We start from the raw sequence: 12,414 nt of genomic DNA on the forward strand, positions 1-12,414 counted from the left end.
ATGACCACCGCATCCGAGATGACCACCGCGAACACCTCGACCGAGCACCACAAGAACCTGCTCGACCCGGGCTTCGAACTCACCCTGCGGCCCATGCGGTACCCGCGGTTCTACGACCGCTACCGCGACGCGATCAAGAACACCTGGACCGTGGAGGAGGTCGACCTCCACTCCGACGTCGCCGACCTCGCCAAGCTCTCCCCCGGTGAGCAGCACCTGATCGGCCGTCTGGTCGCCTTCTTCGCGACCGGCGACTCCATCGTGGCCAACAACCTGGTGCTGACGCTCTACAAGCACATCAACTCCCCCGAGGCGCGGCTGTATCTGTCGCGGCAGCTCTTCGAGGAGGCCGTGCACGTCCAGTTCTATCTGACGCTGCTGGACACCTACCTCCCCGACCCGGACGACCGCGCCGCGGCCTTCGCCGCCGTCGAGAACATCCCCTCCATCCGGGAGAAGGCGGAGTTCTGCTTCCGCTGGATGGACTCGGTGGAGAAGATCGAGCGGCTGGAGACCAAGGAGGACCGCCGCCGCTTCCTGCTCAACCTGATCTGCTTCGCGGCCTGCATCGAGGGGCTGTTCTTCTACGGCGCCTTCGCCTACGTGTACTGGCTCCGCTCGCGCGGCCTGCTGCACGGCCTGGCGACGGGCACCAACTGGGTGTTCCGCGACGAGTCGATGCACATGGAGTTCGCCTTCTCGGTCGTGGACACCGTCCGCGAGGAGGAGCCGGACCTCTTCGACGACCAGCTCCAGCGGCAGGTCACCGACATGCTGAAGGAGGCCGTCGAGGCGGAGCTCCAGTTCGCCCGCGATCTGTGCGGGGACGGGCTGCCGGGCATGAACACCGCGTCGATGCAGGAGTATCTGCAGTGCGTGGCCGACCAGCGCCTCCAGCGGCTCGGCTTCACGCCGGTCTTCGGCTCGGAGAACCCGTTCTCCTTCATGGAGCTGCAGAACGTCCAGGAGCTGACCAACTTCTTCGAGCGGCGCGCGTCGGCGTACCAGGTCGCGGTCGAGGGGTCGGTCGCCTTCGACGACGACTTCTGACATCAACAGGGCCGGGCCCAAGGGGCCCGGCCCTGTGAGGTACGGCACGCTCAGTCGTTCGGCACCGTCTCATAGCGGGCGGTGCCCTCGGCCATCTGCTTCAGCACATCCTTACGGTCGCGCTTGGAGAGCCGGTCGATGTAGAGGTAGCCGTAAAGGTGGTCGGTCTCGTGCTGGAGGCAGCGCGCGAAGTAGCCGGTGCCGCGCACCGCGATCGGCTCGCCGTCGAGGTCCTGGCCGCGCACCACCGCGTAGTCGGGGCGGGCCAGCTCCGCGTAGGCCGTGGGGACCGACAGACAGCCCTCGTTGGAGTCGTCCAGCACCCGGCGGTCGGCGGGCAGCTCCTCCAGCACCGGGTTGCACACCACGCCCACATGGCGAACGCCCTCGTCGTCCATGCAGTCGTAGACGAAGACCTTGAGGTCGACACCGATCTGGTTGGCGGCCAGGCCCACGCCCTCCGCCGCCCGCTGGCTGGCGAACATGTCGTCGACGAGCCGCGCGAGCTCCTCGTCGAACACGGTCACGTCCCGGCACTCCTTGTGCAGGACCGGGTTGCCGTACACGGTGATCGGGCGGGCCGTGCCGCGCTCGCGGAAAGCCCGCTCGCGCTCCTCGCAGTCCTCCGTGTCCACGATGAACTCGTCGTCCACCCGCTGCTTCGTCCCTTGCTGCGACATCGTCCGCCGTATGCCTTCCTTCAACCGTGATGCGTCGCCCTACAGGGTACGGGCACCACGCGGCGGGGCGCGGTGCGCTTACGCACTGTGACCGGCCCCCGGCATCGATACACGGCTCCGCCGCATGGCAGGGGCTCCGCCCCTGGCCCCCGGAGTCTGGGGCGCAGCCCCGGCACTCCGGTCTGGGGCGGAACCCCGGCCCTCCGGTTCTGGGGCGCAGTCCCGGCGCTCCGGGAGCTGGGGCGGAACCCCGGCCGTCCGGGTCTGGGGCGGAACCCCGGCGCTCCGGGAGCTGGGGCGGAACCCCGGCCCTCCGGGACCTGGGGCGGAACCCCGGCGCTCCGGGTCTGGGGCGGAACCTCGATCCTCCGGGGTCTGGGGCGGAGCCCCGGCCCTCCGGGGTCTGGGGCGGAGCCCCGGCCCTCCGGGGTCTGGGGCACAGCCCCGGCCCTCCGGGGTCTGGGGCGGAGCCCCGACCCTCCGGGACCTGGGGCGGAACCCCGATCCTCCGGGGTCTGGGGCACAGCCCCGATCCTCCGGGGTCTGGGGCGGAGCCCCAGTTTCGGGAAGGGGCGGGGAGGGGAACAGCCCGCCGCAGGCGTCACGTCCACCGGACACCCCCAGGGCCTCCAGGGCAGCCGCCAGGCGGTCAGCAGACCTCTTCCAGGTCCCGCCACTCCCGGGTGTCCGGGCTGTCGGCCACCCACCCGTCCAGCAGCCCCCGCACCAGCCCCCCGGGCGCCGCGATCCCGCATTCGCGCTCGGGGACCCAGAGCGAGCCCGAGCCCGCCATACGGTGGCCCAGCGGCCCGGGATGGCCCGGTTCGCTGTGGTCGTGCGGGTCCAGATGCTCGCCCTCGCCCTCGTCACTGGGCATCCGGCTCTCCGAGCAGGAGCGGCACAGCAGCCGCACCGACGACGACCAGTCCTCGGCCGCGAAGCCCGCGTCCGCCGCGAGCCGCTCCAGGGCGTCCCGGTCGGCCTCGGTGGCCGCCTCCAGCAGCACCACCCAGGTCGGCACCGGGGACGGCGCCCACAGCTCGATCTCGTCGAAGACCGGGTACGCGGGGCCCGCGGAGGTCACGCGCTCGCCGTGCGGTACGCCGTCGTGCAGCACCACCTCGCCCCAGCGCCGCCCGGACGACGGCAGCGGGATGGACAGCACTTCGATCCGGGCCGGGTCCAGCCGACGGCCCCAGACGACCTCGGCCTCGCCCTCCGGGGACAGCCGCACCGCAGCGCTGCCCAGCTCCATGCCGAGCGGCTCACCGGACGCGGACGCCTCTCCGGGCGCCTTCAGCCCGTACGCCTGCCAGGCGCGGCGGGCCAGCGGCCAGTCCTGGAGCGCGGTGGCCGCGATCCCCACGTTCCACCAGTCCGGAGCGCCCGTCTCGCGGTCCAGCAGCGCGACCGCCCGCAGCCCCGCGGCGCGCGCCTGCTCCCAGTCGTGCCGGAACTTGTGCAGCAGCGCCAGGTTGAACCAGGACTCCGACAGCCACGGCTCCAGGTCGGCGGCGCGGGTCAGCAGCGCGCCCGCGTCCTCGTACCGGCCGTCGCCGATGAGCGTGAACGCACGGTCCGTGGCCTGCCGCCATGAGGCGGACGGCCGGTGCCGTACCTTGCCGAAGATCTTCACGATTCCCGCCTGCCGGTATCGAAGTCGTCCCGTACCAGATGCCTTCGCGGACGGCGTCGCCCTCCCTTGAAGACAACCTGCCACACATTCGCGGACATCTCAGCCCGACCCCTCACCCTGCGGCCGGGATGCGACGCCCACCACACCTCCTTGCCACCGGCCATCTGGCCTGGCACCCCTCTCCTCGCATCCAACCATGCCCCTCGGGAGCCCCGCTCATTACCGGCGAGTTATCAGTTCTCACCGGGGGCGGCCGTAAACCCCGCCCGACAGCACCGTGGCGAGCGCCTCGACCACGGCCGGGTCGAAGTCGCGCGCCGTGGCCAGCCGCAGCCGCTCCAGGGCGCGCAGCGCGGCCGCCCCGGCCGCTCCCTCGGCCGCGGGCCCGCTCACCAGCTCGGTGTACGCGTTCACCGCGCGCACGATACGCGCGGCGAGCGGCTGCTCGCGGTACGGGTCCGCCTGGCGCTCCACGACCAGCGCCACCTCGGCGGGTACCCCGGTCTGGCGTACCACAGCGCCGCCGAGCAGCGCGATTTTGCGCTGCTCGGCGGCGGGCAGCGGTTCGGTGGCCCCGGCGGGCACCGGGTCCACCAGCGAAAGCTGGCCGATGTCGTGCATCAGCGCCGCGTACTCCAGCACGGTCAGCCGGGGCTCGGAGAGACCCAGCTCACGCCCCACCGCCCGGCTGAGCCCGGCCACCTCGCGGGCGTGGCCCGTCGGGGTGTACCCGGCTATCTCGGTCGACCGGGCCAGGGAGGCGATGGTCTGGCGGTAGGTGGCCCGTATCCCGGCGTAACGGCGGTAGGAGTACTGGATCAGCAGCAGCGGCACCGCCAGCACCGGCACCGGCCACAGCCCGGCGACGGCCACGGTGAGCGCCATCACCGCCGCGGTCGCGCACACCGCCGCCCCCACACCGGGCAGCGACCGCAGCTCGTCGCGGAGCAGCGGCCCGTAAGGCCAGCCGGTACGGGCGCGGGCGAGGGCGGCGGCCAGGACGGCGTCGCACAGGGCGGTCAGGGCCAGCAGGGCGAGCAAATAGCCGACGATGGACGGACCGTGGCCGAGCCAGTCGGCCAAACGGCCGGTCCGGTGCAGCGGTTGGAAGCAGACGGCGGCGAACGCGGCGGTCAGCACCCGGCGGGCGGTGTGGCCGGGGTCGACCGGGCAGCCGAGCGCGAGCGGGGCCACCAGCCCGGCGAGCGACGCGGCCACGACGACGGTGACCACCTGGAGGACGCCGTGGGTGGCGGGCTCCCCGCCGAGCCGCCCGAGCAGGGCGTATCCGAGGGCGCCGGCGGCGGCGAGGGGCGCGGGCTCACCGCGCGGATCGGGCACTCCCCCGCCGCCGCCCGGCAGCGCGGGCGGCGCCTCGACGCACCGGATCGCCTCCCCCACGGCGATGAGCGCCCCAAAGGCCAGCGCCGCCTCCGCCTGCCGCACCCCATGCCACTCGGTCCACACCAGCGCCACCACGGCGAGCGCCCCGGCCGCGCCATAGACGGCGACGACCGTAAGGCCGCCATAACGGCCCCGGGATATGCGCTCCCGCCCCTCCTCGCGGGCGGCGGCGGTCTCGGCTCGTTGGTGGCGGGCGCGGTGGAGGGCGCGGGCGTGCCGCTCGGCGATCCGGGCGAGGGCGCCGGGGAGGGCGTTCGGGGTGCGGGGCGTGGCCGCTGCCGAGGCGGGACGGGCCGCCCTGGCGGCCCATCGAGCCGCACTTTCGTCCCGGTCACGCGGACCATGGCACTCCGGGACGCCGGCCCCGCCTCTGCCCAAGGTGTCCCGGGCTCCCCCGAGCCCCCCGTCGACCGGGCCGGGCGCGGGCTGGGGACCACCCTCGCGGCCGTGACGGTCCGGGGCATCCGCCCCGCCTCTGCCCAAGGTGACCGGGGACCCCCCGGGTTCCGGGTCGGCCGACCGGGGGGCGGACCGAGGATCCCGGTCGGGGCCGTGACGGTCCGGGGCGCCGCGCTCGCCTCTGGCCGAGACGTCCGGGGCTCCCCCGGAGCCCCCGTCGGCCGGACCGGCGGCGGGCCGGAAGCCGCGCTCAGGGCCGTGACGGTCCGGGGCATCCGCCCCGCCTCTGCCCGAGGTGACCGGGGCTTCCCCGGGCACCTCGGCGGCTGACCCGGGGGCGGGCCGGGGGGCCCGGTCGGGGGCGTTCTTGTCGGGCGTGGTGGGGTCCTCGGCGGGGCTCATGGGCCACCGCCGGGGCCGCCCGCGCCGGGGCGGGGCCCGCCGGGGTCGTCCGACGTGCCGGGGGCCGCCGCGCGCACCAGGGGCGGGGCGGGTTCGGGGAGGGCGTCTGCCGGGACGTTTCCGCGCTCCTCAGGGGCGTCCGCGGTGACCGCCGCGTGCCAGCCGTGGCGGTCGAGGGCGCGGGTGAGGGCCCGCACCATGCGGGGGTCGAACTGCGAGCCCGCGCACCGCTGCAGCTCCTCCACGGCCGTGGGCACCGGCCGGGCCCTGCGGTACGTACGCGTCGAGGTCATCGCGTCGAAGGCGTCCGCCACCGCGACCACCCGGGCGAACTCCGGGATCTGCGCCCCGGCGAGCCCGTACGGATAGCCGCTGCCGTCCAGCCGCTCATGGTGGTGGAGGATCGCGGCCCGCGCCTCGCCCAGGAAGCCGATGCCGCGCACCATCTCGTCGCCGTACTCGGGGTGCAGCTCGATCACCCGGCGCTCATCAGGCGTCAGCGGACCGTTTTTGCGCAGCAGCCGGGTGGGCACGCCGAGCTTGCCGACGTCGTGCAGGATGCCCGCGATCCGTACCGCCTCCAGCCGGTCGCCGCTCATGCCCAGCTCGCGGGCGATCATCGCGGAGGCGCGGCCGACGCGCTCGCTGTGGCCCCGGGTGTAGCGGTCCTTGATGTCGACCGCCTGGACGAGGGCCCGGATGGTGGCCTGGTGAGCGGCGCTCTCGCGGCGGTAGAGCACGAAGCCGCAGGCGCAGACGTACATCGGCAGCAACACCAGCAGGGCCGCCGCCGGTCCGTAAGGGCTGCGCCACAGCACCGCCATGGCCAGCCCGGCGGGCCCGTGCACCAGATACGGGGCGAGGGCGCCGGGCAGCCGCCCCCACCAGGCGGCGCGCGGGGACTGCCGCTCGGCGGTGACCAGCACCCCGCCCTCCAGGGCGGTGGCGGTCAGGCCCAGGACGAGCGCGGCGGCCACGGCGGCCGCCAGGGCGTACGGAAAGCCGGGCGTATCGGACGACGCCTGTCCAGCGGGGCCCTGGGCGCCGTCGCCGAGGGCCCAGAGGGCGCTGAGGGTCCCGGGGCCGTCCAGGGCCGCGAAGGCGCACGAGGCGGCCCAGACGGCCAGCGAGAGCCGTGCGGCGCGCCAGGCCCGCCGCGCCCCGGCCGGGGGCCGCTCGACGCGGGCGAGCAGCGCACCGGGCACGGCGACCAGCGCCGCGGCGGCCGGCGGCAGCAGAAAAGCCCCGGCCAGAAGGACGGGGCTGCACCATTCGGGCCAGCGGGCGCGGACCCTGGAGCCGACCGCGTGGACCGCGGCGAGCAGGGCGGTCGTGGCCCAGGGGACGGCCGCTCCGGGCCGTACGGCCGGGGCGGCGCAGTACGCCCCGGCGAGCACGGCGCACAGGACATAGGCGCGCGCCCCGTGGGGAAGTGCCCGCACGGTGTCCTCCTCCCCATCCATGTCCATCGCGCCGCCCCTCTCGGGCGGGGCGGGTCAGGTGGTTGGGGAGCTTAGGACGAGGCGGGGCGTATGGGACCGGAGGGACTGTCCGATTACACCCCTTCGAGTGATGATCTGATCACCGAGGGTGGGAATGAGAACGCGCCAAGTCGATTGGCGTTCGACCGGCGATCCACTGGGGCCCAAGCCCCGGGGTCACTCCTGGACGCTGCTCGGCGCGTTCGTCTCCGTCGTGATCTCGCGCTCCGGCACCGCCTGCCCGGAGCGGATCAGCTCGATCCGCCCCATGACCTTCGACCGGAGGTCGGTGGGCACGTCGTCATGGCCGCAGCACCGCTTGACGAGCTTCTTCACGGCCTTCTCGAGACCGTACTTCTCCAGGCACGGAGAGCACTCGTCGAAGTGCACCTCGAACTTGGCGCAGTCGCCGTCCGGCATCTCGTGGTCGAGGAACTCGTAGAGGTGGTCGAGAACCTCGGAGCAGTCCGTCTCATGCGGCTCTCCGCAGCTCATGAGTCCGCGCCTTTCCGATCGTGCGACTCGTCCGCCGCGGCGCCCGCGCCCGCCGGGACCAGCCCGCGCCCACGGGCGTAGTCCTCCAGCAGACCGCGGAGCTGGCGGCGCCCACGGTGCAGCCGGGACATCACCGTACCGATGGGTGTACCCATGATGTCCGCGATCTCCTTGTAGGCAAAGCCCTCGACGTCCGCGAGATAGACCGCGATGCGGAACTCCTCGGGGATGGCCTGGAGGGCCTCCTTGACATCGGAGTCGGGCAGGTGGTCGAGGGCCTGCGACTCGGCTGAGCGCAGACCGGTCGACATGTGCGACTCGGCCCGCGCGAGCTGCCAGTCCTCGATCTCCTCGGCCGCGCTGCGCTGGGGCTCCCGCTGCTTCTTGCGGTACGAGTTGATGAAGGTATTGGTCAGGATGCGGTACAGCCACGCCTTGAGGTTGGTGCCCTCGCGGAACTGGTGGAAGGACCCGTACGCCTTGGCATAGGTCTCCTGCACGAGGTCCTCGGCGTCGGCCGGGTTACGCGTCATCCGCAGCGCGGCCGAGTACATCTGGTCCAAGAAGGCAAGGGCATCCCGCTCGAAGCGCGCGTTGCGCTCCGAGGACGACTCCTGCGACCGCTCGACCGGCTCTCCCTCGGTAACGCCGTCGGTCCCTGCGTCGGTCCCAGTGACCTGACCCACCTCCTCCAGCTTCGTGTCGGGTCCGGATGTGGACCCGCTCGAATCGGAGAATAGACGACGATCCGGTGCGCCCGCCGCTCCGATCTTCACGGCCTGCGCCGCCTGCAGCTGGGACCAGTCCAGGTCAGCGGCCTGTGGACGGGCCGGGCAAGCAAGCGAACCCATGCGGGGGACTCCTCTTCCTCGTATTCCGCGTATCAGTGCCTCTTACACGGTGAGTACCGACAGCCCCTTCAACACGGATCCCTCCCGTCGCATTCCCGCCCTGGTCAAGGGCGCCGGGCGCCCTTGACCAGGGCGGGGTCGGCGGTCAGCGGCCAGCGGCCAAGGCCATTGGCCAGCGATCAGCCCAGGGCGCGCGGCAGCCAGTCGGTGACGGCCCCAGTGATCAGGGCGAGCGCCGCGGGCTCGTCGAGGTCCGCCGACTTCGGCAGGCCGAAGACGTGATCCCCGTACGGCACCTCCACCAGCTCCATGGCCGCGGGCAGCTCCGGGAACTCCTCCGGTCGCCCGAACGGATCCCGGCCACCTTGGACGATCAGCGTCGGCACGCCCGTGGCCAGCAGCTCCTCGGCCCGGGACCGCTCCGGCCTGCCCGGTGAGTGCAGCGGGAACGACAGCGCCAGCACGGCCTTCGCGCCCAGCTCCGTCGCCGTCCGGCAGGCCACCCGCGCCCCGGCGCTGCGGCCGCCCGCCACGATCGGCAGCCCGGCCTTCTCCAGCGCCGGCCATACGGCACGCCATCCGGTGTCCAGGGTCGAGGGCGCGGGCGCGATCTTCTTGCCAGCCACCCGCCACGGCTGCTCGACCAGCGCGACGCTCACCCCGAGCCCGGGGAGCGCCCCGGCCAGCGCGCGCAGGTCCCGCACCTCGATGCCCCCGCCGGCGCCATGGCTCGCGGCGAGGAGGGCGTGGGCGCCCGGGGCGTGGTGCCAGGTGATCCGGGCGTCTCCGGCCGGGGTCACCACCATCTCGGTGGTCACCCGAGGTTCATCCGTCTTCTTCGCGGCCATCAGAACAGCGTGCCCTCCTCCGGGGCCTCGAGCTCCTCGAGCAGCTCGGGGCCGTTGTTACGGACATCACTCACCCCGGTGGCCACCGGGTAGGCCCGCAGCAGCCCGGAGGGCGGCGGCGCCAGCAGCGGCAGCAGGTCGTCGGTGTCGGTGCGGCCCGGATCCAGCCAGGAGGCCCAGCGGTCCTCGGTGAGGACCAGCGGCATCCGCGGGTGGATCTCGGCGAGCGACCCCGGCCCCTCGTCCCGGGCCGCGCCCCCGAAGGGCTCCTTGTCCGCCTCGGTGGTGATCACCGTGCAGGTCACCCACCACGCCCGGGGGTGCTCGTCCGGCAGCGTCCGGTCCCGCCAGAACTCGTACAGGCCGGCCATGGCCATCACCGAGCCGTCCACCGGAGTCACGAAGTACGGCTGCTTGCGGGGCCGCTTCCGCTTGCCCTTCTCCTCCAGCTGCCGCTCCCCCGCCGCGGTGACCCACTCGTAGTAGCCGTCGGCGGGCAGGATGCAGCGCCGCGAGGCGAACGGGCGCCGGTAGGACGGCTTCTCGTGCACGGTCTCGGCCCGTGCGTTGATCATCTTCGCGCCGCCCTCGGGGGACTTCGCCCAGGACGGCACCAGCCCCCACTTCAGCGCCCTCAACTGGCGAACCGGGCGCGGTTCGGCGGCGTCCTTAAGGGGGCGTTCGAGCACCGCGTACACGTCCTTGGTGGGCGCGACGTTCCAGTCCGGCGCCAGAGTCTCCTCCGGCTCCCACTTCTCCACTCCGAAGAGCCCGACGAGATCCTCCGGCCTCCGGCTCGCTGCGTATCGACCGCACATAGGTGCCACACTGCCACGACCCCTACCGACGCGAGGAGCCGCCCGCACATGGACGCAACGAACGCCGCCGACCTGTGGGACCGGGTGACCGGCGCCCAGCCCGACCCCACCACCTGGCTGGTCGTCTCCACCGGCGTGATCGCGTTCGCGGTCGTGGTCTTCCGCACCGCCTGGCGGATAGCCCGTAACGCCATCACCATCGCCCACGAGGGCGGCCACGCCGTGGTCGCCCTGCTCAGCGGGCGGCGGCTGGACGGCATACGGCTGCACTCGGACACCTCGGGGCTGACCGTCTCGCGCGGCAAGCCCACGGGCCTGGGCATGATCCTCACCGCGGCGTCCGGCTACACCGCCCCGTCCCTGCTGGGCCTCGGCGGCGCCTGGCTGCTGGCGGCGAACCACATCACCTTGCTGCTGTGGGGGACGACGGCGCTGCTGGTCGCGATGCTGGTGATGATCCGCAACGCCTATGGCGTCCTTACGGTCGTCATCAGCGGGGCCGCCTTCTTCCTCGTCTCCTGGCTGACCGGGCCGGACGTCCAGGCGGGGTTCGCGTATGCCGTGGTGTGGTTCCTCCTCCTGGGGGGCGTGCGTCCGGCCTTCGAGCTCCAGCGCAAGCGCCGTCACGGCGGCGCGTACGACTCCGACCCCGACCAGCTCGCCCGGCTGACGGGCATTCCGGCCGGCGCCTGGCTGCTGCTCTTCCACGTGGTCTCGCTGTGTTCGCTGCTCGCCGGAGGGCGCTGGCTGATGGGGCTGTGACCCCGGCGGGGCTGGGACCCCGGCTGGGGCTGTGATCCCGACCGGGGCTGGGACCCCGACTGGGGCTGTGGCCCCGTACGAGCGCCCGGCGCGCCACCGTCGGCACCTCGTGGGCGCCTCGTAGCAGTGCCGTGTTTCGACTGGGTTTCGCCACTTTCGATCAAGATTGGCACTCCGGGCGAACCACTAAAGTGAGACCCATGACCGGCATTGAGACCTCCCCGGGCGACCACACCGCCCTCTGGCCCGCTCCGACCGCCGATGGAGCGGTCGACGCGACCGTCACCGTGCCCGGATCCAAGTCGGTTACCAACCGCGGTCTGATCCTGGCCGCGCTCGCCGCCGAACCCGGCTGGCTGCGCCGCCCGCTCCGCTCCCGCGACACCCTCCTGATGGCCGCCGCCCTGCGCGCCATGGGCGTCGGCATCGAGGAGACGGTGTCCGACGGCGCCCTCGGCTCCAGCGGCCCCTCCGGCGGCGGAGAGGCATGGCGGGTCATCCCGGCGGGGCTGCACGGCCCGGCCACCATCGACGTCGGCAACGCCGGCACCGTGATGCGCTTCCTGCCGCCGGTCGCCGCCCTGGCCGACGGCCCCGTCCACTTCGACGGCGACCCTCGCTCGCACGAGCGCCCGCTGCACGGCGTGATCGACGCGCTGCGCGCTCTCGGCGCCCGCATCGACGACGACGGCCGCGGCGCGCTGCCGATGACCGTGCACGGCGGCGGGGCGCTGGACGGCGGCCCGGTCCGCGTCGACGCCTCGTCGTCCTCCCAGTTCGTGAGCGCGCTGCTGCTGTCCGCGCCGCGCTTCAACCAGGGCGTCGAGGTGCGTCACATCGGCGCCGCGCTGCCCTCGCTGCCGCACATCCGGATGACCGTGGACATGCTGCGCGCGGCGGGCGCGCGGGTGGACACCGCGGAGGCGGGCGGCGAGCGGGGCGTCTGGCGGGTGGCGCCGAGCGCGCTGCTCGGCCGCGACCTGGTCGTCGAGCCCGATCTGTCCAACGCGGCGCCGTTCCTGGCCGCCGCCCTGGTCACCGGCGGCCGGGTGACCATCCCGGACTGGCCGGAGCGCACCACCCAGCCCGGGGACGAACTGCGCCGGATCTTCACCGAGATGGGCGGTTCCTGCGAGCTCACCGACACCGGTCTGACCTTCACCGGAACGGGCCGGATCACCGGGATCGACGCCGACCTGCACGAGGTCGGCGAGCTCACCCCGGTGATCGCGGCGGTCGCGGCGCTGGCCGACTCCGAGTCGGTGCTGCGCGGCATCGCGCATCTGCGGCTCCACGAGACCGACCGGCTCGCCGCCCTCGCCAAGGAGATCAACGAGCTGGGCGGGGACGTCACCGAGACCGAGGACGGCCTGCGGATCCGCCCGCGCCCGCTGCACGGCGGGATCTTCCACACCTACGAGGACCACCGGCTGGCCACCGCCGCCGCCGTCCTCGGCCTGGCCGTCGACGGCGTGCTGGTCGAGAACGTGGCGACCACCGCCAAGACCCTCCCCGACTTCCCCGGTCTGTGGACCGGCATGCTCGACGCGACGACGACCTCGGCGCGGAGATCCTGAGAGCCTGGACT

11 protein-coding genes are annotated in these 12,414 nt (G+C 73.4%); 3 read left to right on the forward strand and 8 right to left on the reverse strand.

The annotated features are described in order from the left end of the window. Positions 1-1,050: a ribonucleotide-diphosphate reductase subunit beta gene (locus ACZ6TD_RS17760; protein ID WP_471355096.1), complete on the forward strand. Its 1,050-nt coding sequence runs from the start codon at positions 1-3 to the stop codon at positions 1,048-1,050. A gap of 50 nt (positions 1,051-1,100) precedes the next feature. Here the strand turns inward: ACZ6TD_RS17760 and def are convergent, their stop codons facing one another. The 8 genes from def to ACZ6TD_RS17800 form a co-directional block, all read right to left on the reverse strand. Next, positions 1,101-1,730 carry a peptide deformylase gene (def, locus tag ACZ6TD_RS17765; RefSeq protein ID WP_037952368.1) on the reverse strand — a complete coding sequence of 210 codons (630 nt, stop codon included), beginning with the start codon at positions 1,728-1,730 and terminating at the stop codon, positions 1,101-1,103. Between the two features lie 649 nt (positions 1,731-2,379). After that, complete coding sequence (locus ACZ6TD_RS17770; protein WP_471355098.1) at positions 2,380-3,366, reverse strand: tetratricopeptide repeat protein; 987 nt, start codon at positions 3,364-3,366, stop codon at positions 2,380-2,382. A 240-nt stretch (positions 3,367-3,606) separates the two neighbouring features. Then, positions 3,607-4,911 (reverse strand): HD-GYP domain-containing protein, encoded by a 1,305-nt coding sequence (locus ACZ6TD_RS17775; protein WP_471357821.1) that lies wholly within the window; start codon positions 4,909-4,911, stop codon positions 3,607-3,609. 656 nt (positions 4,912-5,567) lie between these two features. After that, complete coding sequence (locus tag ACZ6TD_RS17780; protein WP_471355100.1) at positions 5,568-7,013, reverse strand: HD-GYP domain-containing protein; 1,446 nt, start codon at positions 7,011-7,013, stop codon at positions 5,568-5,570. Positions 7,014-7,229: 216 nt separating this feature from the next. Further along, complete coding sequence (gene rsrA / locus ACZ6TD_RS17785) at positions 7,230-7,547, reverse strand: mycothiol system anti-sigma-R factor (RefSeq protein ID WP_471355102.1); 318 nt, start codon at positions 7,545-7,547, stop codon at positions 7,230-7,232. Beyond that, positions 7,544-8,233, reverse strand: coding sequence for a sigma-70 family RNA polymerase sigma factor (locus ACZ6TD_RS17790; RefSeq protein ID WP_037952362.1), 690 nt, complete (start codon positions 8,231-8,233; stop codon positions 7,544-7,546). Before ACZ6TD_RS17790 ends, rsrA begins: the two co-directional genes overlap by 4 nt. 344 nt (positions 8,234-8,577) lie before the next feature. Then, entirely contained in the window at positions 8,578-9,246 is a 669-nt protein-coding gene (locus tag ACZ6TD_RS17795; RefSeq protein ID WP_471355104.1) for an alpha/beta hydrolase family protein, read from the reverse strand. Next, the gene (locus ACZ6TD_RS17800; protein ID WP_471355106.1) at positions 9,246-10,064 is read right to left on the reverse strand and encodes an SOS response-associated peptidase; all 819 of its coding nucleotides are present in this window, start codon (positions 10,062-10,064) and stop codon (positions 9,246-9,248) included. The genes ACZ6TD_RS17795 and ACZ6TD_RS17800 overlap by 1 nt, the downstream gene beginning before the upstream one ends. A gap of 48 nt (positions 10,065-10,112) precedes the next feature. Here ACZ6TD_RS17800 and ACZ6TD_RS17805 point away from each other — a divergent pair, with 48 nt between their 5' ends. Beyond that, positions 10,113-10,826, forward strand: a complete 714-nt coding sequence (locus tag ACZ6TD_RS17805; protein ID WP_210949722.1) for a M50 family metallopeptidase — start codon at positions 10,113-10,115, stop codon at positions 10,824-10,826. Positions 10,827-11,026: 200 nt separating this feature from the next. Beyond that, complete coding sequence (gene aroA, locus ACZ6TD_RS17810) at positions 11,027-12,403, forward strand: 3-phosphoshikimate 1-carboxyvinyltransferase (protein ID WP_470004637.1); 1,377 nt, start codon at positions 11,027-11,029, stop codon at positions 12,401-12,403. The last annotated feature ends 11 nt before the right edge of the window (positions 12,404-12,414 follow it).

It is taken from the genome of Streptomyces yongxingensis, from assembly GCF_055597465.1.

Excerpts from the sequence above, each read along its gene's own strand:
- ACZ6TD_RS17760 (WP_471355096.1), top strand. The coding sequence starts at position 1 with ATGACCACCGCATCCGAGATGACCACCGCGAACACCTCGACCGAGCAC.
- def (WP_037952368.1), bottom strand. The coding sequence starts at position 1,730 with ATGTCGCAGCAAGGGACGAAGCAGCGGGTGGACGACGAGTTCATCGTG.
- rsrA (WP_471355102.1), bottom strand. The coding sequence starts at position 7,547 with ATGAGCTGCGGAGAGCCGCATGAGACGGACTGCTCCGAGGTTCTCGAC.
- ACZ6TD_RS17795 (WP_471355104.1), bottom strand. The coding sequence starts at position 9,246 with ATGGCCGCGAAGAAGACGGATGAACCTCGGGTGACCACCGAGATGGTG.
- ACZ6TD_RS17800 (WP_471355106.1), bottom strand. The coding sequence starts at position 10,064 with ATGTGCGGTCGATACGCAGCGAGCCGGAGGCCGGAGGATCTCGTCGGG.
- ACZ6TD_RS17805 (WP_210949722.1), top strand. The coding sequence starts at position 10,113 with ATGGACGCAACGAACGCCGCCGACCTGTGGGACCGGGTGACCGGCGCC.
- aroA (WP_470004637.1), top strand. The coding sequence starts at position 11,027 with ATGACCGGCATTGAGACCTCCCCGGGCGACCACACCGCCCTCTGGCCC.